This window comes from Effusibacillus sp. SKA8 (genome assembly GCF_058273125.1).
The window spans coordinates 51,986-73,647 of record NZ_JBZCSF010000013.1; the positions used below are offsets into that span (position 1 = coordinate 51,986).

Here is a 21,662-nt window from a genome sequence, read left to right on the forward strand (position 1 = left end):
GCGACTGACTGGAAACCTTGTCCGGACAGTGGTAGAATCAGCTTGCGTTGATCTGCACGAATCTTGTATCGGTTCCGGGCCGGATGATGATAAATCCCCGCGAGTTGGTGACATCCACCTTGATTTTTGTGTTGTCCCGGAAATAAGCTTCGATGCTTTTGATGGAAGGATTGTAAACCATGCCGAACAAGACCCCGTTCTCAGGGTCCCAGGGATTGCCCGCGACAATCGTGTTATAGGAGACCGATTCCCGTACGGGATCTCCGACTGGGATCGCGATTCGTTCCAGGATACGGATGTTGGGGCCTTGTTTTGTTACGATGGCGAGCCCGTCATTGCCCGGTATGCTGTACAATACGTATGAGACCTTTTGCGTGTGGGCGGTTTGCCTTATGGACAACGGCCGTTTTTTATCGGCGGGCGGGTTCATGTCCCGCATCAGTTGTTGTTGAATGGCGGGAAGCTCGAGGTCGCTGATTGGGCCTTGCCCGATGGCGTTCTGAATCACGGATTCCCCGGTCTTTGGGGCAGTTTGGTTGGGCCTGTTGCTGCTGCAGCCGGCCAGAGCGAGAAGACTGGCTCCAATCAGAAATGGGGTGACCAATCGCATAGCAAAGCCCCCTTGGCGGAATTTTTCAAAGAATAGAATCCCCGAGAGGGGCTGCACCCATACAATGCAAGACGGATCGGAGGATAGATCGAAATGCTGAATTTCCAACTGCACATGCCGACGCGGATTCTGTTTGGAGCGGGAGAAGTCGACAAAGTGGGAACGGAAGCGGTCAGATACGGCCGTAAGATCCTGCTTGTCACAGGCAGAAATTCGACCCGGAAAACGGGGGTGCTGGATCGGGTGCTCCATTCGCTGGATGGAGCGGGGGTTGAGGCGGTTTTGTTCGACCGGATTGAACCGAATCCGCGGGCTTCCACAATTGACGAGGGGGGACGCATCGCAAGGGAGGAACATTGCGAAGTGGTCGTCGCTGTCGGTGGAGGTTCCGCGATGGATGCGGCGAAAGCGATTGCGACGGTGGCGTTGTCGAAACGGCCGATCCATGAGTATTTGGCGGGAACGCATGCGGAACTCTGGAAAGAACTGCTGCCGGTGCACGAAGCGCTGCCTGTGATCACCGTTCCGACATTGGCTGCCACAGGTTCGGAGGCTAATTCCACCGCGGTTGTCACGAACTGGGAAACAAAAGAAAAAGCGAGCATCTCCGGGCCGGGCCTGTTTCCCGTCGCGGCGATTTTGGACCCGGAACTTACGTATACGGTGCCGCCGTCTTATACGGCGGACGGCTGCGCGGATATTTTCACCCACCTGTATGAGTCGTATTTGACGGGGGAAGCGGATGCGTATGTGCAGGATGAAATCACGGAAGGGTTGATGCGCAGCGTGATCCGTTTTGCCAAAACGGTTCTGGATGAGCCGTGCAACTACGAGGCACGGGCCGCGATTCTTTGGGCCAGTACCCTGGCGCTGATCGGAGTGGCGGGAGCCGGGCGCGGGGGATCGTTTCCGGTGCACCAAATCGAACACCCGCTGTCGGGGCATTACGACATCTCCCATGGAAGAGGACTTGCGATTCTGGCTCCGGCTTATTTTCGATATGTGTACAAAGATCGTCCGGAACGATTCGCCCAGATGGGAAGGCGCGTGTTCGGGGTACAGGAGGCGGATGATCTGAAAGCGGCGGAAGCCGCGATTCAATCGGTCGCAGCCTGGTTTAAGGAAATCGGCGTGTATGACACTCTGAAAAACCAAGGCATCCCGCGGGATTCACTGTCCATAATGGCTGGCGACGCGGTGCGCGTCGGTGGGCGGGGACAAGGGTTCATCCCGGGGATTCGCGAATTGCGGGAATCCGATGTATTGGCGATTTATGAAGCTTGCTACGAATAATATCGAAGAGGGCGGCGGAACCGCCGCCTTGGGCGATGGAAGCGGCGCTGTCACCTGTTGCATACAGGGCGGTTCGATTAAGCATCGCAACCGGAAGTGAGGATTCCGCTTTCCTCGATTCTCCGCACCGCTTCCTGCAGCTTTTCCTCAGACTGCACAAGAGCGATCCGCACATAGCCTTCGCCTTGCTGGCCAAACCCGATGCCGGGAACCACGGCGACACCCGTTTGTTTCAGCAATTTCCGGGCGAACTCGCGGGACGGCATTTCGAGCGGCACTTTTGCCCAAACAAACATGGTAGCTTTCGGTTTTGGAATCCGCCAACCGATACGGGCGAGTCCGTCAAGCAGCACATCGCGCCGGGCCTGATACGTTTTCGCCATCTTGGCGGTGTGGGACTGATCGCCGAGCAGCGCTGCCGCACCCGCCTTCTGTATTGCGGTGAAGACTCCGTAATCGATATTGGACTTCACCACAGCCAGCGCCCGCAGAATCTCTCTGTTGCCGGCCGCGAAACCGATGCGGCAGCCTGCCATGTTAAAGCTTTTTGACAGAGAATGAAATTCGACGGCGATGTCTTTGGCTCCCTCGATCTCTAGGATGCTGATTGGCCGGCACCCGTCAAACGCCAGTTCCGAATAGGCGATGTCGCTTACGACCGCGATGCCGTATTTTTTTGCAAAAGCCAGCGCTTTTTCGTAAAATCCGCGATCCGCGACGGCGGTAACCGGGTTGTTCGGATAATTCAGGATCATGAACTTCGCGTTGCGGGCCACCTCTTCCGGGATGGCGGAAAAGTCGGGCAGAAAATCGTTCGCTTCCGTCAACGGCATCCGGTAAGGGATACCGTTAGCCAGATGCACGCTGACTTCGTAAATCGGATACCCCGGGTCCGGCACCAGGACATATTCGCCGGGATCGACCAAAGCAAGCGCTAAGTGGGACAATCCGTCCTGCGACCCCATCAGAGCCATGCATTCGGAGGCGGGGTCGAGCCGGACGCCGAACCTCCTGCCATACCAAGCCGCGACCGCTTCCCTGAAAAAAGTGGCGCCTTGCGAACTGGGATACCCATACCCGCCAGTATCCGCCACCGCCTCTTTCAACGTTTGCATCACATGCGGAGGCGGCGGCAGGTCGGGCGAACCGATGTCCAGATCGATGATCTCTTTTCCTTCCGCGCGAAGTTGTTGTTTCAGTTCGTTCAGTTCATAAAAGATGGCGGAACCGAAATGTTCCAGCCGTTTTGAAACTTGCATACCGTTCCCCCCACCACAAATATGGGAAGTTATTTTGGTTTCCGAAACACTGACAAAACAGGTTCTTGGGTTCCCATTAGCTCCACATCGATTTCAATTGGCCGTACTTGGCCATGATTTCTGCAAACAACTCCGGGTTGTCCTTTTTCAGTTTGGCCCGCGCTTTTTTCCATGCGATCGCTTCGGGGCCGTAAATCTCTTTTGCAAGATCCCACAGTTCCGGATCGTATTCGCGAACCTGTTCCCACATCAGATTGACGACCTCGAACGTATCCGGCTGGGCGCCCGGTTCCCAGATGCGCTGCGGAAAAACTGCTTCCATCAGGGTCAGGAAGTTAAATTGCAGGATGTAATGCAATTCCACGCTGATCGGCGCGACCGACCGAGCGGCCTGCAGCCGGATCCGTTCCTTCGGATCGTTGGTTTCCGGGTCGATGCCATGGACCAGCATTTTGTAGGTTTCCAGGTGGCGCTGGCCGATTTCGTACAATTCCGGCGCTTCGATCGGGGGGATAAAATAATGGGCTTCGTTTGCCCGTAGGCCCCCGCAGGCGCGCACTTGGGCTGTGGTGTAGGTTACAAGATGATCATATACCACTTTGCTCGTCCAAAATTCAAATTTGACATGCTCTCCGCGAAACACGGAAGTATGCCCCATTTTTAACATGTTTAACGGGCGTTTCACGTTCTCTTCGTCCAATTTTCCCAAAAAAATCGCCGCGGTTTTGGCGAGTGACAGCCGGTCCGGATCGGAATAACGCAAAATCTTGACACGGGGCTGAATACGGTTTTCCATTCCATAACCTCCACTTGCTTTCATGTTTGATAAAAGATTCGATATGAGTCGACAGATTCCTGTCGATAAAATATCTTATTTGCATATGCCTGATTTGCCTGATTTGCTTATTGACAATTTGGGCGGGAACCGGTATTCTTTTCATGAATGGAAAAGCGTGTTCTGCAAAGGGGAGTAGCTTCTGGGAAAGATCATTCGGGCGAATCGCGTTCGAATGTTCTCTGGACAATAAAGCCGTCAATCCGGGATTCTGCGATCCCCGGCTTTATTGGCAACGCGATGTTGTTTGCAAGACCTTTGCCCTCTGTCAGGGCGGGGTTTTTTATTTTTCTGGATTATGGAACACTACTCGGGGAGGGAAACGAGATGTGGGAATCCATCGCGTCCTTATTTAGCATTATCATCATCAATCTGGTATTGAGCGGCGACAATGCCATCGTGATTGCGCTGGCAAGCCGGAAACTGCCGGAAACCCAGCGCAAACGGGCCATACTTTGGGGAACTTTGGGCGCGGTGGCGCTCAGGATCACACTGACGTTTATCGTTGTCTGGCTGCTTGAAATCCCGTTTTTAATGTTAGTTGGCGGTTTGATGCTGATCTGGATTTCTTTTAAACTGTTGGTTGACAAAGACGAGCATGTGGAAATCAAAGCCGGTAACAACTTGTGGCAGGCTGTTCAAACGATTATCGTTGCCGATTTGATCATGAGCATGGATAACGTCTTGGCGATCGCGGGTGCCGCTCAGGGGAATTTCTATCTTGTCGTGATCGGGATCGCGTTCAGCATACCGATTATCGTTTGGGGCAGCACTATCATTTTAAGGTTGATTGAAAGATTTCCGGCGATTATTTACATCGGAGCCGGTATCCTGGCCTACACGGCCGGGGAGATGCTGGTCGATGACGAAATGGTTTACGGACTGGTGTACGAAATACCGGGCATTCATTATATCATCCCGCTTGTCACGGCGGCTCTGGTGCTGACGATCAGTTATGCGATGAAAAAAGGGGTGCGGGACCCGATCGAACAGGAAGGCATCTGAAGCACGCAATAAAATTTGTTTGGCGTTCAGGTTCACACCCCTGTTGAAGTCTGCTACCATATACGGAGACGATCTGGAAACGGGGGTTTTTGCATGACAAAGCCGGTCATTTGCGAAAAAAAAGATTCCATTGCGGTTATCCGGATCAACCGGCCGGAAGCCAGCAACGCCGTTAACTCCGAAGTCATGGCCTTGCTTGCGGAAGCGCTGGAACAAGCGGCCGCCGATGCGGATGTGCGGGCCGTGATTTTGACGGGAACCGGCGACCGTTCGTTTGTCGCGGGCGGTGATTTGAAAGAGTTCCATGAGTCCCTGAAGACTGCTGAGGACGTGTACAAAAAATGGAGTGACATGCGAGGGATTCTCTACCGAATTGCGACGTTTCCGAAACCTGTAATTGCGGCGCTTAACGGAGCTGCACGCGGCGGCGGCGGAGAAGTTGCGGCAGCCTGCCATTTCCGTGTGGCTTCCGCAACGGCAACAATCGGGTTTGTGCAGGTCAAGCTCGGGATATCCCCCGGTTGGGGAGGAGCCGCGCTGCTTGCGAGAGCCGTCGGCTACCAGACTGCGCTCAGACTGGTTTTGACAGGCAGGGTATTGTCGGCCGGGGAAGCCAAACAGCTCGGGCTGGTCGATGAAGTGGCGCCACAAGAAGCGTTCTGGGAGCAAGTCTGGGAATTTGCCCGGGAAATCGCCGGGAATTCGCCGGCAGCGGTGCAAGGCATGCTGCAAATGATGCGTGAAGCGCTGGAATTGCCGCTGGACAAGGCGATGGATCTGGAAAGCAGGCTGTGTGCGTCGCTGTGGAATTCGGAGATCCATCAGTCGGCAATCGAGCGGTTTCTGAGCCGCAAAAAATAAATTTTTCCCACTTTTGATCGGGCGTTCCTTGGCGAATCCGGCACCTCATCCGTCTGGTAAGCTGCTGGAGGGATCGCAGTGGATGCGACGGGACGCCCGTTATCGCCGAACTCCGGGGTGTGATCCGGAAAAGCACAACGATATGGCACGGATATGTCGGTATGGATGTGGATACGTGCGGGGTGGAAGTTTTTCTCGCCTCTTGCTTATCCGGCAGGGGCTATGTATAATAATATTTGCCGCCGATTCGGGGTCGTAGCTCAATTGGTAGAGCACTGCGCTGGCAGCGCAGGGGTTGTGGGTTCGAGTCCCATCGATTCCACCACTGTTTGGGGGTTCCGTAATAGCAGAATGTGCGGGGCCCCGCCAGCATAACGTTTAGATAGAACAGGCAGTGAACCATCGCTTCACTTTTTAATGTTGATATTGTTTTACGGCGCCATAGCCAAGTGGTAAGGCAGAGGTCTGCAAAACCTTTATTCCCCGGTTCGAATCCGGGTGGCGCCTCCATTTTCAGATGCCGGAGTGGTGGAATGGCAGACACAAGGGACTTAAAATCCCTCGGGTGGTTACACCCGTGCCGGTTCGAGTCCGGCTTCCGGCACCAACTGGGACTTGCAAGGTTTTTGGCCGATTGTCCGGAACCACCGGGCAGTGTTTTGAACGATGAATCCCCGGTGTCTAACGGAAGTTTGTTAACCCAAGGGATTTTTCCCCCTTTGTGGTGGGTTGCGCCTTCACCGAGGGGATTTTTTATTGGAAAAAATTGTACCTTGCGTTGTATATTCAACCAGATCCCGCTATGCTGAGAACACCGGAGCTTTCCATTGCATATCTTAAGATCAAAGGTGCAACGGCGGGGTGGGTGATGTTGCAAGGAAACGGAAGAAACGTTGCACAAGACATCGTTCGTACGGTCTACCAGACGATCGATATTGCCGTTGTTATTCTGCTGTTGACAGGACAAATTACGATTCGCGGAGTGTTTGTTACGCCCGAGGGGGTTTCGCTGTCGCTGTCCGGTCCTTTTACCGGCAGGCCGCGGGCGGAAGCCATCCCGCAAGTTCCGCAGGCAAGCATTGTCCTTGATTCGTTGGACATCATCGCTGCATTGCTGCTTTTGGTCGGTCAAATCAACGTGATCGGGACTTATGTAACGTCGGGCGGATTTACCATAGTCATTGGCGGGCCGCCGTTCGGATTGCGGAAGAAAGAAGCATACGTACCGGAAGCGGTGCGCTTTTTTACCGAATACCAGGACCTGGTGTTGCAAAAATGCCAACTCTATCCTGCCAAAAAGAAGGACTGATACCCTATGGCGTTGCCGGACATCCCGGCCATTAAGCCGTCGCGAGGCACTATCTTTTTCATGGCCGTGTTTTTGGCTGTGTTTATGTTCTTCTTCACCCGTGACAAAACGGAACCCAGCGATTGCAGGACTTAAAATTCCTGTTTTTACATTATTTTACATTAAGCAGATGGAGAGGGTATGATCCACATATTCAGATGGGGTTGCAGGGGAGGGCTTTCGCCCTCGCGCCTACTGTGAGGCGAGACTCTGACCGTGGCACCGGCTCAGGGTCTCTTGCTTTTTCGGAAGTTGATCAACGCTTTTCGCCAAAGGGTTCGATAAGATCCAGCGAGAAGTGTTTGCGCTGTGCTCCCGTATATCGCGCACAGTCAAAACATATACTGTATAACACCTTTGGGGCGTTTGCCTAATGAAAGGGTGAATGTTTTGAACTTCTGCGCAATCGGTGCCGGCAAGTTGTTTGACCGGATGGCTTGTTGTTTAGAGACCGGTCTGCAAGAGCTGCGGATATTCGGGAATCGAATCACGACGGGCAGATGCCGACGAAGCGGCAGTTGGGATTTCACCGTCGAGTGGCAGGAAACGGACGTGTCCGAGCCGGTGCAGGCCTGTCTGGCGAAAGCGTTAACCGATTTCCTGACGCGGATCTGGGAACGGGAACAAATCCGCAAACGAATCGCCAACGAATATACATACTATGATCTGGAGGAAGTGGAGTACCTTACGGAAAAAGCCGTTCAATATCTGGCGGCTTACAAACGGGCCAATGCGCGTTTTTGCAGAAAAAAGGAAATGGAGCTGGAAATTTTGCGCTGTCTGAAGGAGCAACCGGTTCTGAACCTGGAAGGTTTGATTCGGTTTCGCCTTCGCGCATTCGAGGCCGATCTTGTTTATGCTGTGAAACTGGCGAACGACGAATACCTGATGGACCGGGAATACCAAGAGTTTATCAAGCTGCTGCGCCATTTTTTGATCATGCAAAAACCGCGGGTACCCTTGCTTCACCTTATTGCCAACGTGGCAGAGTCCCGTCTGGTGGATCAAAACGGAAATCGTATCGTGACCGAGGATCTGGGCCCATTTGCAACCGATTTTGGCGACGGCGACCTGCAGCGGGACGACATGATCGTTTCCGCGTTGATTACGCTGGCTCCGGCCAAGTTAAGGATTCATGTCACAGATTTGTCGTTAACGGACAATGCGATGGTGGAAACGGTGAAACGCGTATTTGAAGACCGGGCGCATATATGCAAGGGATGCCCGTTGTGTCAGAATCCGTCCGAACATTGGCAGCAAAACAGTCAGTTGCCAAACAGTCAGTTGCCTCTTGACTATTTGAGATAAAGGCACTATCATTAGTGAAGTCATAAGCGAATTTAGCGGCGATGACCGAGGACAGCGTTCCTTTGCACGACTCCCAGAGAGAAAGTGCCACAGGCTGAAAGCACTTTTGTGAAACGGCAAAAGAACGACCCCCTCGCAGCTTTCCGGAGGAACCTCATGAAAATGGTTTGGTGGGCAGTATTCCGGGACGGCTCCCCTCCGTTACGGGGCAATGAGGATTCGGGAAAGCCCCGGATCGAAACAAGGTGGAACCACGTGAGCGGCACGCTTTCGTCCTTGCAGATTTTTAGGGTCTGCGGGAACGGAAGCGTTTTTTCGTTCGATCAGGGATTCTATCGGGCTTTGACTTCTAAAACAGGGAGGATTCTGAAAATGACAGTCGATTCGGAAAAGGAAATCAAAGTGGAGTTAAAAGACGGTTCCGTAAAAACGTATCCGGCCGGCACCACTCTGTTGGATATTGCGGCCTCTTTGTCGCAAGCGTTGAAAAAGAATGCCGTTGTCGGAAAACTAAACGGGAAACCGGTTGATTTGAACACGCCCCTTATGGAAGACGCAAAAGTGGAATTTTTCACTTACGACGACCCCGAGGGTCTCGAGACGCTTCGCCATTCGTGCGCCCATCTGATGGCACAGGCGGTCTCCCGGTTGTGGCCGGAAGTGAAATTTGCGATCGGCCCCGTGATTGAAGACGGATTTTATTACGATTTTTCCGGCCGGTCCTTTTCGCCTGACGATCTGCCGCTGATTGAAAAGGAAATGGAAAAAATCATCAAAGAGGATCTGCCGATCCGCCGTCAGGAAATTTCGCGGGAAGAAGCACTCAAGATGTTCGAAGAACGGGGCGATCGCTTTAAAGTCGAGATCATCAACGAACTGCCGGAAGATGCGGTGATCTCGATTTATCACCAAGGCGAGTTCACCGATCTCTGCACGGGACCGCATCTTCCGTCCACCGGGCGGATCAAGGCGTTCAAACTGCTTTCGATTGCCGGCGCGTACTGGCGGGGCAAGGCGGACAACGAGATGCTGCAGCGGATTTACGCCACCGCGTGGCCGAAACAGTCGCAGTTGGAGGAATATCTGCAGCGGCTGGAAGAAGCGAGACGGCGCGATCATCGCCGCCTCGGCAAAGAACTGAAACTGTTCGCGCTGTCGAAAGAGGTGGGCCAGGGGCTTCCGCTGTGGCTGCCAAACGGCTCCCGCATCCGCCGCACCATTGAACGCTATATCGTGGATCTGGAAGAAAGCCTCGGGTATGAACACGTGTACACGCCGCATCTGGCGAGCGTGGAACTGTACAAGATTTCCGGGCACTGGGACCACTATCATGAGAACATGTACCCGCCGATGAAAATGGACAACGAAGAACTGGTGCTCCGTCCGATGAACTGTCCGCATCACATGATGTTGTTTAAACAGGAGCTTCGCAGCTATCGGGATCTGCCGCTGCGCATCGCGGAACTGGGCACCATGCACCGCTACGAGATGTCCGGAACGCTGTCCGGTCTGCAGCGGGTGCGGGCGATGACGCTGAACGACGCGCATATTTTCTGCCGTCCGGATCAGATCAAGTCCGAGTTCAAAAAGGTGGTGCAACTGATCCAGCGGGTGTACCAAGATTTTCAGATCAAGGACTATTGGTTCCGCCTGTCCTACCGCGACCCGAACAATACCGAGAAGTACTTCCCGAACGACGAGATGTGGGAAAAGGCGCAGTCGATGCTGAAAGAAGCGATGGACGAGATGGGGCTCTCCTATGTCGAAGCGGAAGGGGAAGCCGCTTTCTACGGACCGAAACTGGACGTTCAGGTGAAGACCGCCATCGGCAAGGAAGAAACCCTATCCACCGCCCAGCTTGACTTCCTGTTGCCGGAACGGTTCGATCTGGAGTACGTCGGGGAAGACGGAAAAATGCACCGACCGGTGGTCATCCACCGCGGGATTCTCAGTACCATGGAGCGGATCACCGCTTATCTGATCGAGGTGTACGAGGGGGCGTTCCCGACTTGGCTGGCTCCGGTTCAGGCGAAAGTGCTGACCATTTCCCCGCAATTTGAGGAGTACGGCCGGAAAGTGTACGAGTACCTCAAGAGCAAGCGGATCCGTGTGGAATTGGACAGCCGTAACGAGAAGATCGGCTATAAAATTCGGGAAGCCCAGATGCAGAAGATCCCTTATATGCTGGTTGTCGGGGCGAAAGAGGCGGAAAACGGCACCGTGGCCGTACGCAAGCGCGGAGCCGGCGATCAGGGAGCGCAAAAGTATGAAGTCGTGGCGGACATGATTCTGTCGGAAATTCAGGCACGCAAGTGAACAATTCCCCCGGGGACATCCCGGGGGATTTTCCATGCAAGGCGGAGATTTTGTGTGAAATAGAACAATAACTACAAAAATTCGCCAAATTTATATGGTTTCTTATGGCAAAAACGGCTTTTGCCGGACTCGCTTCTTGCAACTGATGAGAGTATGCTAAGTTCATTGTTTATAAGTGCATTGTTTAAGAGAAAACCGCTTTTAACTCCCGCCAAAATGGGTATTCTACAGTGGGAAACGGTCGCTTTGAAAGAGGAGGACCCTGATGGCTCAGACATTGTTTGAAAGGTGGCTAACGCCTGCCCGGATCTTGGCGGTGGGCTTTGCAACGCTGATTCTGATGGGGGGATTTTTGCTCAGTCTGCCGATCGCGTCCAACAGCGGAGAGGGACTCAATTTTCTCGACGCGCTGTTCACCGCCACTTCGGCCGCATGCGTGACCGGTCTGGTGGTAGTGGATACTTTGACACAGTTTAATCTGTTCGGCCAACTCGTGATTCTGGCTTTGATTCAAGTCGGCGGTCTCGGTTTCATGACGGTGGCGACGTTTATCATCATTTTCACCGGCAAGCGCATCGGACTGAAAGAGCGGCTCGTGATGCAGGAGGCGCTGAATGTCAATTCGCTGCAGGGAGTCATTCGCCTGGCGCGCAATATCGTTCTGATCACATTGGGGATCGAGCTGTTTTTTGCGGCGATACTGGCTTTTCGTTTTTCGTTTGTAATGCCGGCGGGCCGGGCCGTCTATTACGGGATCTTTCATGCGGTTTCCTCTTTCTGTAACGCGGGATTCGACCTGTTCGGGAATTTTAAGAGTCTGACCGACTTTGTGGATGATCCGGTCGTCAATTTTGCGGTGATGATTTTGATCATCTTGGGCGGATTGGGGTTTACGGTGCTGGTTGATTTGTGGAAAGCACCTAGGCCGGAAAAATTGTCCCTGCACAGCAAACTGGTGTTGACCATGACATCCGCCATGCTGATTGTCGGAGCAATTGGCTACTTTTTCCTGGAAATGCACAACCCGAAGACGATGGGGACGCTGGATTGGAACGGAAAACTGATGGCTTCCATGTTTGCTTCCACCACCGCCCGGACGGCGGGGTATGCGACGATTGATTATGGGTCGATCACGGATGCTTCAAAGCTGTGGACGATTTTGTTGATGTTTATCGGGGCGTCTCCCGGTTCGACCGGCGGCGGCATTAAAACGGTCACCACAATTGTCATTTTCATGTACGTGTACAGCGTGATCACGGGGAAAGACAGCACGGTGGCGTTCCGCCGGCGGATCGAACCGAAAACGATTTACAAATCGTTTGCGGTCGCCGTCATTTCCGCTATTTTGGTGGTGTCCGTGACATTTGTCCTGACTGTCACGGAAAACAAGGAATTCATCCGGCTTTTGTTCGAGGCGACGTCGGCTTTCGGAACGGTCGGGCTGTCCACCAACTTGACGCCGGAGCTGTCACCGGTGGGAAAATTTATTATAATTTTGACGATGTTCGCGGGACGTGTCGGCCCGGTTACGCTGGTGCTGGCATTGACCTTCCGCGGGCAGGAAAAAGCGCTCGTGAAATATCCGGAAGAAAAACTGTTTGTGGGTTGAGGAGGGGGCGTCCATGAAGCAATACGCGGTCATCGGCATGGGGCGTTTCGGCACCAGCGTGGCCAGAGAACTGTATGAAATGGGCTATGAAGTGCTGGGAATCGATTCGGATGAAGACCGGATTCAAGACGCGGTCGATTTTGTCACCCATGCGGTAACAGCCGACTCGACTGACGAGAATGCGTTAAAGGCGCTTGGAATCCGCAATTTTGACGTGGTGGTTGTGGCGATCGGAGCCGATATCCAGGCGTCGATCCTGACGACATTGATTCTGAAGGAACAGGGCGTCAAACAGATTGTGGTCAAAGCGCAGAATGAACTGCACGGGAAGGTCCTGGAAAAGATCGGAGCGGACAAAGTCGTATACCCGGAACGCGACATGGGAATCCGGGTTGCCCATAATCTGATTTCCCCGAACATCCTCGATTATATCGAGTTGTCGCCGGAATACAGCATGGTGGAGATTGTGGCCAACGAAAAAATGGTCGGCAAAACACTGGCGGAATCCGATATCCGGCGGAAGTTCGGCTGCACCGTGATGGCAATCAAGACCGGAACGGAGATCAACATTTCGCCGATGGCCCACGATCGGATCAAACAGGGCGATATTTTGGTTGTGATCGGGAAAAATGAGGACTTGCAGGAACTTGAACAACAAGCGTAGAGAGGTTGATTGCGATTGGAACGAATCACGTCGACACGGAACGAGCGGGTCAAGGATTGGGCGGCGCTCAGACAGAAGAAATTCCGGGATCGGACAGGCCTGTTTTTGATCGAAGGAATCCGGCTGGTCGAAGAGGCACTGGACTCGGACGCTCCGATTGAAACTGTCCTGGTGCTTGATGAATTGCTTCCTACCGGACGGGTGGACCGGATTGTCAACGCGGCTCATTCCCTGAATGCGGAACTGGTTGAAGTAAATCGGGCGGTTATTGAGCATGTTGCGGATACGAAAACGCCGCAGGGAGTCATTGCGATCGGTCATCAGTATCAACACGACACGGAAGGGCTGGTCTCCAGCAAAACGAACCCTTTGTATCTTGTGGTTGACAATATTCAAGATCCGGGCAATCTCGGAACGATGATCCGCACCGCCGACGCGGTCGCCGCAACTGCGGTGTTTGTCGGGACAGGCAGTGTGGATCCGTACAATCCGAAAGTGGTCCGGGCGACGATGGGTTCGCTTTTTCACCTGCCTGTAATCGAAGCCGATCTGCCGCAGCTACTCTCGCTGTTTGCGAAACAGCGGGTGACAGTGATCGGGACTTCGGCAGATGCGGAACAAGACATGTATTCTTATGATTTTACTGCCGAAACCGCAATCGTCATCGGGTCGGAAGCCCACGGTATTTCCGAGGAAATTCGACCCCGTGTCGAACGGTGGGTTTCGCTACCGATGCCGGGGAAAGCGGAATCTTTAAACGCTGCGATCGCTTCCGGAATTGTTTTGTACGAAGCGCTCCGGCAGAGAAGAAGCAAGAAATAGTGCCCATGGACGATTTTCCACGGGTTTGTTCTTTACGCGATCGGCAGGAGTCGGCATGTTTTCGGTGAATTAGTAGTCAAATCAGGTTTGCTGCAAACAGTGGCTGCACGGTTATAGAGGGGCGTTCGAAATGACCGGGTTGGGGTTGAACAGAGGGCGGTTTTTGCAAGGTGTGATATTGTCAGGGTTTACGGTTCTGTTGTGGAAGCTGTTCTGGACGGGGGAAATTCAGAGACTGGTGGCACCGCATATGATGGTGCTGTTGGCGGTGACCTCAGGTGTAATGTTGGTGATGACCCTGTATGTGTGGATAACGATGCGGCAACCTCAACACATTTGCGGACATGAGCATGGACACCACGATTGCTGCGATCACGAACACGGTTTAAAGCCGGGCAAAGGATGGATATTGCTGCTGGTGCCGGTATTCCTTGGGCTGGCCGTGCCAATTCAGTCGCTGGGCACGGCGATGTTAAGCAGCGGCATGTATGCGAACCCCGTTAATGTGAAGCCGGTGGATCTGACGACTGTGCCCAAAGTGAATATGCAGGGCGTTCCGGTACCGCCAAAACCCGAGGCGGGATCGGAAGTTTCGATGTATGAAGTGATGAATAACATTTTGATTGCGCCGGAAAATTATTTCAACCAAAGATACAAGTACACCGGGTTCGTTTATCATCCGCCGGGATGGCCGGACAATCGGATGGTGCTGATGCGGTATGTGATGGTCCATTGCGCGGCGGACACGCTGCCTGTCGGTTTGACCGTCGAGACGGAAGGCGCGAAAGAATTCGGGAACGACACATGGGTGCGGATTGATGCAACCCTTTCGGCGGCAAAGGTTCCCGAAATCGACCAGGTGCCGCCGGTCAGTTGGTATTACGGATACGAACAAAAACCGGTTCTGATCGCGCATGACATCCAAAAGATCGAAGAGCCGAAGGATCCCTACCTGAATCCGTTTGGCATCAACTACGTTTCGGGAGGGCAGTAGGATGTGGCAAGCGGCGCAGACGATTTTTTTGTCGATTGTGTTGGAAGCTTTGCCGTTTATTCTGTTGGGGGTGATTTTGTCCTCCCTCGTGCAGGCGTTCGTCTCGCAGGAGCGAATGTTGCGGCTGCTGCCGGATCATCGCGGGTTGGCGGTCGTTGCCGCCGGATTTTTGGGATTGATTGTACCGGTTTGCGATTGCGGAACGGTTCCGCTCGCGAGGAGCCTCATGCGAAAAGGGGTACCGGTCTCCGTGGCGATGGCCTTCACGCTGGCGGCGCCGGTGGTCAACCCGATGACGATGCTGGCAACGTACGTCGCTTTTGGCATGAATTCCTCCATGATGTGGGCGCGCACCGCCGCAACCTTCGGGATTGCGGTTGCGATTGGCTGGGTGCTGCTGTTCCTGGAGAGGAAAAAGGATATGCGGCCGCAGACGAGTTGTGATGAACTGCCGATGCTGGAAGTCGCGGCTGCCGCTTCCGCCCCGGGAAGGCGTTCGTTCCGTCAGGTAACGGGCTCTGTTATCAACCATGCGGTGATTGAGTTTTTTGAAATCATGGGGTTTGTGGTGGTGAGCGCGGCTGTCGCCGCCCTGCTGCAGACGTTCGTTCCCGCAGCGGCACTCGCTCCGATCGGCCATCATCCGGTTTGGTCGGTGTTGTCAATGATGGTGCTGGCGATCCTGCTGTCGCTTTGTTCTACCGCTGACGGTTTCGTGGCCCGTTCCCTTGCCGGTTTGACGACCAGCGGCGGCGTGCTCGGCTTTTTGGTGATCGGGCAGATGATCGATATTCGAAATCTGCTGCTGTTGCCCAAGGTATTTCCGCGTTGGGCGGTCCCGCTGACGTTTTGCCTCGCGTTTCTCTTCACTTTATTCGCGGGAATCTGGGTTAACGCAAAATGATTCGGGAATGCTACCGCATAGGAGGTGTAGCCCGTGCCGTATGGATTCATCACTTCTTTTGCGGTCAAATGGCTGGGAACGGTCGCATCGGTTTTGTTTGTCGGCCTGTTGTTCCCGTTGTACGGGGTTGTGAATTTGTTTCACATGCTATTGTTGGGAACTGTCATCACGATTCTCGGCTATGTGGCGGATCTGGCGATTCCCCGGGCGGTTAACCACATTGCGGCGATTTTTGCCGATTTTGCGTTGGCTGCTCTGGTTACTTATCTGGGGAATTATTTGCTGCCCGGCATGCGGGTCACCTGGACGTTCGCAACGATACTGGGGCTGCTTGTAGCGGGGGTGGAGATTTTTTATCACGCAAAATTCGTCCGCTTCCGGGAAATGTAACAGGGGAGATGTTTCCTTTTCAAGCCATGGGGGCTGTGCTTTTTACTCTTCCGGGAAATGTAACAGGGGAGATGTAACAGGCCTTGCGTTCTGCTGTTGACTGTACTATACTAGGTACCAAATTCCAAAATCAACAGCAATGACGGAGAGAGTACGGACAGCAGGCTCCTTGCAGGGAGGAGATGCCGGAGACTGGGAGCATCTCTAAGGGACGCTGTGCGGAAGTTCACTCCGAAGCTGCCGCCTGAACCGTTTCTTTGCCCGCCCGGGCGGGGGATAAAGTAGGGTGGGCCGGGGGTTCCCGTTATCGAAAGAGAGCGAAGCAGATGCACCCGGCGACCAACTTTTGCCGGGAGCCTTCTTCTGCTTAATTAGGGTGGTACCGCGGAATGATAAACCTTTCGTCCCTTACGGATGAAAGGTTTTTTAATTTTATACAGTCGTGTGGGGAGGTTTATCATGAGAGAGCAACTGCGGGAGTTACGCGAAAAAGCGTTATCCGACCTTGAAAAAGTCGGGTCCCAGGGCGAATTGACCGATTGGAAAGTGCGGTATCTCGGCAAAAAAGGCGAGTTAACCGCCATCATGCGCGGCATGGGCCAACTGTCCGCCGAGGACCGCCCTGTTGTCGGACAGTTGGTGAACGAGATCAGGGAAGCGCTGGAACGTTCGTACGAACAAAAGGAAGCGGATTTCCGGCAAAAAGCCTTGGAACAAAAACTGAAAACGGAATCGATCGACGTGACGCTGCCGGGGAGAACCGTGCCCGTAGGCGCCGTGCATCCGCTGACCCGCGTGATTGAGGAGATTGAAGACATTTTCATCGGATTGGGCTTTGAAATTGCCGAAGGCCCTGAAGTGGAAACCGATTATTACAACTTTGAAGCGCTGAACATACCGAAAAATCATCCTGCCCGCGACATGCAGGACACGTTCTACCTGACGGAAGAAATTTTGATGCGGACCCATACGTCGCCGGTTCAAGTGCATACGCTGGAAGCGAAAAAAGGGACCGTTCCAGTCCGCATTATCTGCCCGGGCCGCGTTTACCGCCGCGACGACGACGACGCAACCCATTCGCATGTGTTTACGCAAGTGGAAGGGCTGGTCGTCGACCGCAACATCCGGATGAGCGATTTGAAAGGGATTCTTTTGACATTCGCCCGGCAAATGTTCGGGCCGCAGCAGCAGATCCGGCTGCGCCCCAGTTATTTCCCGTTCACCGAGCCGAGCACGGAAGTCGATGTCAGTTGTTACGCCTGCCACGGCAAAGGATGCCGGATCTGCAAGCATACCGGCTGGATTGAGATCCTGGGTGCGGGCATGGTGCATCCGAGGGTGCTTGAGATGGCCGGTTACGACGCGGAAACATACACCGGATTTGCCTTCGGAATGGGTGTCGAGCGGATTGCGATGCTGAAGTACGGCGTGGACGATATCCGCCATTTTTATGTCAATGACGTCCGCTTCTTGCGTCAATTCACCAATCGGTACTAGGGAGAGGATCCGACATGAAAATTTCATACAAATGGCTACAGGAATATGTCGATTTGGGGCCGGATATGACGCCGGAAAAATTGGCCGACCTTTTGACGATCCACGGGATTCCGGTGGAAGTCATCGAGCCCCTCAACAAAGGGATCAAAAACGTTGTGGTCGGTCGTGTGCTGCATACGGAACCACATCCGAACGCGGACCGTTTGCAGGTTTGCAAAGTCGACGCGGGAGGTTCCGAAACCTTGCAGATCGTGTGCGGCGCGCCAAATGTCAAACCGGGCCAGAAAGTGCCCTGTGCCGTCGTGGGAGCCGAACTGCCGGGAGGAGTGAAAATCAAACGCGCGAAACTGCGGGATGTGGAATCGCAAGGCATGCTCTGCTCCGCCAGCGAATTGGGCCTGGATGTCAAGCTGCTTCCGAAAGAGCAGACGGAGGGATTGTACATCCTGCCGGAAGATACGCCGGTCGGGGAGCCGGTCGTAAATGTGCTCGGGCTGGACGATGTGGTGATGGAACTCGAACTGACGCCAAACCGCGCGGACTGTTTGAATTATCGGGGTGTCGCCCACGAAGTGGCGGCCATTCTCGGGACAAAACCGAAATTCGAAGAACGCGTGTCCGCCAACGCAGCCGGGTTGACGGGTGAATCTCCCGTACAAGTGCGGATTGAATCGCCGAACTGCACCCAGTATGCGGCTCAGGTGGTGAAAGGGCTTCGGGTTGCCCCTTCACCGCTTTGGCTGCAAATGCGTTTGTTGGCGGTCGGCGTGCGGCCGATCAACAATATTGTGGATGTCACCAACTATGTGATGTTTGAATACGGCCAACCGCTGCACGCGTTTGATTTGTCCGAAATCACCGAATCGACCATCGTGGTCAGGCAAGCGTCCGAAAACGAGAAGCTCGTGACACTGGATGGACAAGAACGGTCGCTTGACCCGTCGATGCTCGTCATTGCGGACCCGAAACGCGCCGTGGGGCTTGCGGGAGTGATGGGCGGAGAGAACTCGGAGGTTCGCGACACGACGACCGACATCGTTTTGGAATCGGCTTATTTCGATCCCGGAACAACCCGTCAGACCGGGAAAAAATTGGGAGTTCGTTCGGAAGCGCAAATGCGGTTTGAAAAAGGCATCGACCCGACCATCATGCGACCCGCTTTGTTGCGGGCAGCCCGGATGATTGCGGAACTGGGCGGAGGCCATCTGGTCGGCCAACCTGTGGAAGTCGTCAAACAGCAGCCGGAAGTGATGGAATTGCGGCTCCGCGTAAGCCGGACCAACCTGGTGCTTGGAACCGGTCTTACAATGGATACGGTGCAAGCTGTTCTTGATAGATTGGGGCTTGCCAACTCGCAAGTTGACGGGGATACTCTTACTGTAAAGGTTCCTACGCGGCGACCGGACATTACGCGGGAGATCGATTTGATCGAAGAAGTGGCGAGATTGCACGGTTACGACCAAATCGGCACCACGATGCCGGAAGGGGTTCTCACGCGGGGAGGCTTGAACCGGCAACAGCGGCTGCGCCGTCTGATTCGGAATCTGCTGACCGGCATGGGATTGTTCGAAGTGTACACCTACAGTTTCACCTCCCCGGCATGGCTGGAGCCCCTCGGCTTGGACAAAACATCGCCGCTTTGGAAACAGTTGCCGTTGGCTCTGCCCATGTCGGATGAACGCAAGGTTTTGCGGACGATGCTGCTTCCGAGCCTTGTGGAAGTGCTGCAGTACAATCTGAACCGCAAAAATCTCGACCTCGCTTTGTTTGAGATCGGCAAAGTCTTTCTGACCGACAATCTGCCGGTCACCGAACTGCCAAGCGAAGATGTCAAGGTGGCCGCGATTTTTACCGGCAACTTCGGGCCGTTGACGATCGGGGAGAAACCGAGGAAAATTGATTTTTATACGGTAAAAGGCATTGTTGAAACCCTTCTGGCAAATCTGGGAATCATCGGCGTCCAATACCGGCCGGCAAGCGTTCCCGGAATGCATCCGGGGCGAACGGCGTCGCTTGAAGCGCGTGGGGTCGTTCTCGGATATCTCGGTTCGCTTCATCCCGCTCTGGCCGAGGTCTGGGACTTGAAAGAAACCTATTATTTCGAACTGAATCTGGCCGCCCTGGAACAAACGGTTCAACCGGGAATCGAATTTAAGCCTTTGCCGAAATTCCCTGCAATTGAAAGGGACATTGCGGTTGTGGTTCCACTTGATGTTCCGGCGGGTTCCCTAGAGCTTGCAATTCGGGAAGCGGCCGGGGATTTGCTGGAAGAGGTTCGCCTGTTTGACGTCTACCAGGGCGAGCAGGTGGAAGCCGGCAAAAAATCGCTTGCGTTCTCAATCGTTTACCGGGCGGAAGACAGGACATTGACCGATGAAGAGGTGCAAGCGCGGCACAATAAAGTGGTGGAATCGCTGGAAAAAGCGTTCCAAGCGGAATTGCGCTCTTAAAATTCCGCTGATTTGGGCCGCCTTCGTGGCGCCGTTTTTGCAGGATTTCACTCTTTCTGAAACGAAATAGTTAGAGACGGAATGAAGGGGGCGAATCCCTTGCAGAAAGAGGAAAACAACCGAATTCGAGTTGACATATACGGCACCGAATACCAACTTCGCGGGAAAGCTTCCGTTGAACACATGCGGCTGGTGGCGGGGCTTGTCGACGATAAAATGCGGGAAATCGCTGGCAGCAATCCCCGACTGGATTTGAACCGGCTGGCGGTTTTGGCCGCGGTCAACATTGCGGATGAATATTTGCGCCTTCGGCAAGAATACGAAGAACTGTTGAAAATTTTGGAACGGTCGCAAGAACGACCCCAAGGGAGAATGGATTCGTGACCATTACCGATCTCCTGCTCACGGGCCTGCTCTTGTTATTCGCGTGGAACGGCTATAAGACAGGATTCGTACTGCAAGTGATCCGGTTTATCGGCCTTTTTGTCGCGTATTGGGCTGCCAAAACGTACAGTCCTCTCGTAACGCCCTGGCTGGAGAAAGGATTGGGCGGGGCCAACGCGACCTCTGCGAGCCAAGGTTCCGGATTGGGCGGCATGGAAATCCCGCTGCCCCAGTATCTGCTTAAAAGCGGATATGGGATGCTTGCCTTTGCCATCGTGTTTGTGACCGGACTCCTTGCAACCCGCGTAGCGGGACGGCTGATCGATCTGGTGGTTTCGCTGCCGGGGCTTTCGTTTGTAAATCGTGTGGCCGGGTTGGCGGCGGGGCTGGCGGTCGGTGTGCTGGTTTTACTGCTGCTTGTCAATTTGGGTGCTTTCGTGCCGAATCCTACTGTCCAAACGGCCCTGAAATCCTCACAGATCGCGTCCGCCCTGTTAAATATGGGAATCAGTGATATGTTGTTCCCCAAATAGCGATTTGACCGTTTCGGCCGGGGAGCTGAAACGGTCTTTTTGCACTGCGACGCGGAACATGCTGCTGTGCATGTTCCGCCCCCTCCTACTCGATCTCAATCATTATCGGTTGTCTTCCCGATTGCGGTTGTTGTCGTTTCCGATGTTGCCGGCTGCCCCGCGGCGGATTACATTACTTGGGACAAACAGATCGATGATGCCGATGACAAGCGAAGCGAGCAGAGCCCCCAGAATGGTGACGCGCATGCCGGGGATAAACCATTGCGCCACATAAATCACCGCAGCGGCTGACAAAAATCCCGAGATTCCTCTCCCAAACGGAGAAACTTCTCTGCCAAAGAGACGCTCAATCAGCCAGCCAAGCGCCGCGATCACAATGGCGGCCAGAATGGCGGTGAAGAAGGTAAGCCTTCCGAAACCGGGCACCAAAAATCCGACAAACATCAAAACCAGCGCAGAGACGACAAATCGAACCACAGTTCCTATGAAGTTGTTCATCAAAAACTGCCTCCTTTCGGTTACAATAGGTAAGGACCGGCTTATCCAATAGTGTTTCCGGGAGTCTGGATCCTATGGCAGA

General features: G+C 54.0%; 20 protein-coding genes, 3 tRNA genes and 1 other annotated feature. Of the genes, 19 read left to right on the forward strand and 4 right to left on the reverse strand.

Features of this window, described 5'->3' with window-relative positions; all coding sequences use genetic code 11:
• Positions 1–37: 37 nt before the first annotated feature.
• The gene (locus tag AC4ED1_RS11500; RefSeq protein WP_490938698.1) at positions 38–610 is read right to left on the reverse strand and encodes a hypothetical protein; all 573 of its coding nucleotides are present in this window, start codon (positions 608–610) and stop codon (positions 38–40) included.
• Between the two features lie 93 nt (positions 611–703).
• Here AC4ED1_RS11500 and AC4ED1_RS11505 point away from each other — a divergent pair, with 93 nt between their 5' ends.
• Positions 704–1,903 carry an iron-containing alcohol dehydrogenase gene (locus tag AC4ED1_RS11505; RefSeq protein ID WP_490938700.1) on the forward strand — a complete coding sequence of 400 codons (1,200 nt, stop codon included), beginning with the start codon at positions 704–706 and terminating at the stop codon, positions 1,901–1,903.
• Positions 1,904–1,980: 77 nt separating this feature from the next.
• Here AC4ED1_RS11505 and AC4ED1_RS11510 read toward each other — a convergent pair whose 3' ends face one another.
• Complete coding sequence (locus AC4ED1_RS11510) at positions 1,981–3,162, reverse strand: LL-diaminopimelate aminotransferase (protein ID WP_490938702.1); 1,182 nt, start codon at positions 3,160–3,162, stop codon at positions 1,981–1,983.
• 76 nt (positions 3,163–3,238) lie between these two features.
• Positions 3,239–3,958 carry an FAD-dependent thymidylate synthase gene (locus AC4ED1_RS11515; RefSeq protein ID WP_490938704.1) on the reverse strand — a complete coding sequence of 240 codons (720 nt, stop codon included), beginning with the start codon at positions 3,956–3,958 and terminating at the stop codon, positions 3,239–3,241.
• A 366-nt stretch (positions 3,959–4,324) separates the two neighbouring features.
• On the opposite strand from AC4ED1_RS11515, the gene AC4ED1_RS11520 reads away from it, so the two are divergent.
• From AC4ED1_RS11520 to AC4ED1_RS11605, 18 genes are all read left to right on the forward strand, one after another.
• Entirely contained in the window at positions 4,325–5,002 is a 678-nt protein-coding gene (locus AC4ED1_RS11520) for a TerC family protein (protein ID WP_490938706.1), read from the forward strand.
• Positions 5,003–5,095: 93 nt separating this feature from the next.
• The gene (locus AC4ED1_RS11525) at positions 5,096–5,863 is read left to right on the forward strand and encodes an enoyl-CoA hydratase/isomerase family protein (RefSeq protein WP_490938708.1); all 768 of its coding nucleotides are present in this window, start codon (positions 5,096–5,098) and stop codon (positions 5,861–5,863) included.
• 249 nt (positions 5,864–6,112) lie between these two features.
• Positions 6,113–6,188 (forward strand) — tRNA-Ala (locus tag AC4ED1_RS11530).
• A 110-nt stretch (positions 6,189–6,298) separates the two neighbouring features.
• Positions 6,299–6,373, forward strand: a tRNA-Cys gene (locus AC4ED1_RS11535).
• 9 nt (positions 6,374–6,382) lie between these two features.
• Positions 6,383–6,470, forward strand: a tRNA-Leu gene (locus AC4ED1_RS11540).
• Positions 6,471–6,731: 261 nt separating this feature from the next.
• The gene (locus tag AC4ED1_RS11545) at positions 6,732–7,172 is read left to right on the forward strand and encodes a hypothetical protein (RefSeq protein ID WP_490938710.1); all 441 of its coding nucleotides are present in this window, start codon (positions 6,732–6,734) and stop codon (positions 7,170–7,172) included.
• A gap of 429 nt (positions 7,173–7,601) precedes the next feature.
• Positions 7,602–8,519, forward strand: a complete 918-nt coding sequence (gene ytxC, locus AC4ED1_RS11550; RefSeq protein ID WP_490938711.1) for a sporulation protein YtxC — start codon at positions 7,602–7,604, stop codon at positions 8,517–8,519.
• Between the two features lie 372 nt (positions 8,520–8,891).
• The gene (gene thrS, locus AC4ED1_RS11555; RefSeq protein ID WP_490938712.1) at positions 8,892–10,835 is read left to right on the forward strand and encodes a threonine--tRNA ligase; all 1,944 of its coding nucleotides are present in this window, start codon (positions 8,892–8,894) and stop codon (positions 10,833–10,835) included.
• Positions 10,836–11,100: 265 nt separating this feature from the next.
• On the forward strand, positions 11,101–12,444 hold the full coding sequence (locus AC4ED1_RS11560) for a TrkH family potassium uptake protein (protein WP_490938714.1): 1,344 nt from the start codon (positions 11,101–11,103) through the stop codon (positions 12,442–12,444).
• Positions 12,445–12,457: 13 nt separating this feature from the next.
• A complete protein-coding gene (locus AC4ED1_RS11565; RefSeq protein WP_490938716.1) occupies positions 12,458–13,108 on the forward strand; it encodes a potassium channel family protein in 651 nt (216 codons plus the stop codon).
• Between the two features lie 15 nt (positions 13,109–13,123).
• Entirely contained in the window at positions 13,124–13,930 is an 807-nt protein-coding gene (locus AC4ED1_RS11570; RefSeq protein ID WP_490938718.1) for a TrmH family RNA methyltransferase, read from the forward strand.
• 130 nt (positions 13,931–14,060) lie between these two features.
• Positions 14,061–14,924 carry a TIGR03943 family putative permease subunit gene (locus AC4ED1_RS11575; RefSeq protein ID WP_490938720.1) on the forward strand — a complete coding sequence of 288 codons (864 nt, stop codon included), beginning with the start codon at positions 14,061–14,063 and terminating at the stop codon, positions 14,922–14,924.
• A 1-nt stretch (position 14,925) separates the two neighbouring features.
• On the forward strand, positions 14,926–15,828 hold the full coding sequence (locus AC4ED1_RS11580; protein WP_490938722.1) for a permease: 903 nt from the start codon (positions 14,926–14,928) through the stop codon (positions 15,826–15,828).
• A 33-nt stretch (positions 15,829–15,861) separates the two neighbouring features.
• Entirely contained in the window at positions 15,862–16,218 is a 357-nt protein-coding gene (locus AC4ED1_RS11585) for a DUF2512 family protein (RefSeq protein WP_490938724.1), read from the forward strand.
• A gap of 130 nt (positions 16,219–16,348) precedes the next feature.
• Positions 16,349–16,630: a binding site (T-box leader), on the forward strand.
• Positions 16,631–16,677: 47 nt separating this feature from the next.
• Entirely contained in the window at positions 16,678–17,715 is a 1,038-nt protein-coding gene (pheS, locus tag AC4ED1_RS11590) for a phenylalanine--tRNA ligase subunit alpha (protein WP_490938726.1), read from the forward strand.
• 14 nt (positions 17,716–17,729) lie between these two features.
• Positions 17,730–20,165, forward strand: a complete 2,436-nt coding sequence (gene pheT, locus AC4ED1_RS11595) for a phenylalanine--tRNA ligase subunit beta (protein ID WP_490938728.1) — start codon at positions 17,730–17,732, stop codon at positions 20,163–20,165.
• A gap of 99 nt (positions 20,166–20,264) precedes the next feature.
• Positions 20,265–20,549: a cell division protein ZapA gene (gene zapA / locus AC4ED1_RS11600; RefSeq protein ID WP_490938730.1), complete on the forward strand. Its 285-nt coding sequence runs from the start codon at positions 20,265–20,267 to the stop codon at positions 20,547–20,549.
• Entirely contained in the window at positions 20,546–21,082 is a 537-nt protein-coding gene (locus AC4ED1_RS11605; RefSeq protein WP_490938732.1) for a CvpA family protein, read from the forward strand. The genes zapA and AC4ED1_RS11605 overlap by 4 nt, the downstream gene beginning before the upstream one ends.
• Before the next feature lie 102 nt (positions 21,083–21,184).
• Here the strand turns inward: AC4ED1_RS11605 and AC4ED1_RS11610 are convergent, their stop codons facing one another.
• Entirely contained in the window at positions 21,185–21,580 is a 396-nt protein-coding gene (locus AC4ED1_RS11610) for a phage holin family protein (protein WP_490938734.1), read from the reverse strand.
• Between the last annotated feature and the right edge of the window lie 82 nt (positions 21,581–21,662).

What these genes read in the sequence shown, in the direction of transcription:
- AC4ED1_RS11525 (WP_490938708.1), top strand. Translation starts at nt 5,096, where the DNA reads ATGACAAAGCCGGTCATTTGCGAAAAAAAAGATTCCATTGCGGTTATC.
- AC4ED1_RS11500 (WP_490938698.1), bottom strand. Translation starts at nt 610, where the DNA reads ATGCGATTGGTCACCCCATTTCTGATTGGAGCCAGTCTTCTCGCTCTG.
- AC4ED1_RS11520 (WP_490938706.1), top strand. Translation starts at nt 4,325, where the DNA reads ATGTGGGAATCCATCGCGTCCTTATTTAGCATTATCATCATCAATCTG.
- AC4ED1_RS11560 (WP_490938714.1), top strand. Translation starts at nt 11,101, where the DNA reads ATGGCTCAGACATTGTTTGAAAGGTGGCTAACGCCTGCCCGGATCTTG.
- AC4ED1_RS11580 (WP_490938722.1), top strand. Translation starts at nt 14,926, where the DNA reads ATGTGGCAAGCGGCGCAGACGATTTTTTTGTCGATTGTGTTGGAAGCT.
- AC4ED1_RS11575 (WP_490938720.1), top strand. Translation starts at nt 14,061, where the DNA reads ATGACCGGGTTGGGGTTGAACAGAGGGCGGTTTTTGCAAGGTGTGATA.
- AC4ED1_RS11545 (WP_490938710.1), top strand. Translation starts at nt 6,732, where the DNA reads ATGTTGCAAGGAAACGGAAGAAACGTTGCACAAGACATCGTTCGTACG.
- AC4ED1_RS11610 (WP_490938734.1), bottom strand. Translation starts at nt 21,580, where the DNA reads ATGAACAACTTCATAGGAACTGTGGTTCGATTTGTCGTCTCTGCGCTG.
- pheT (WP_490938728.1), top strand. Translation starts at nt 17,730, where the DNA reads ATGAAAATTTCATACAAATGGCTACAGGAATATGTCGATTTGGGGCCG.
- pheS (WP_490938726.1), top strand. Translation starts at nt 16,678, where the DNA reads ATGAGAGAGCAACTGCGGGAGTTACGCGAAAAAGCGTTATCCGACCTT.
- AC4ED1_RS11510 (WP_490938702.1), bottom strand. Translation starts at nt 3,162, where the DNA reads ATGCAAGTTTCAAAACGGCTGGAACATTTCGGTTCCGCCATCTTTTAT.
- AC4ED1_RS11505 (WP_490938700.1), top strand. Translation starts at nt 704, where the DNA reads ATGCTGAATTTCCAACTGCACATGCCGACGCGGATTCTGTTTGGAGCG.
- AC4ED1_RS11515 (WP_490938704.1), bottom strand. Translation starts at nt 3,958, where the DNA reads ATGGAAAACCGTATTCAGCCCCGTGTCAAGATTTTGCGTTATTCCGAT.
- AC4ED1_RS11565 (WP_490938716.1), top strand. Translation starts at nt 12,458, where the DNA reads ATGAAGCAATACGCGGTCATCGGCATGGGGCGTTTCGGCACCAGCGTG.
- thrS (WP_490938712.1), top strand. Translation starts at nt 8,892, where the DNA reads ATGACAGTCGATTCGGAAAAGGAAATCAAAGTGGAGTTAAAAGACGGT.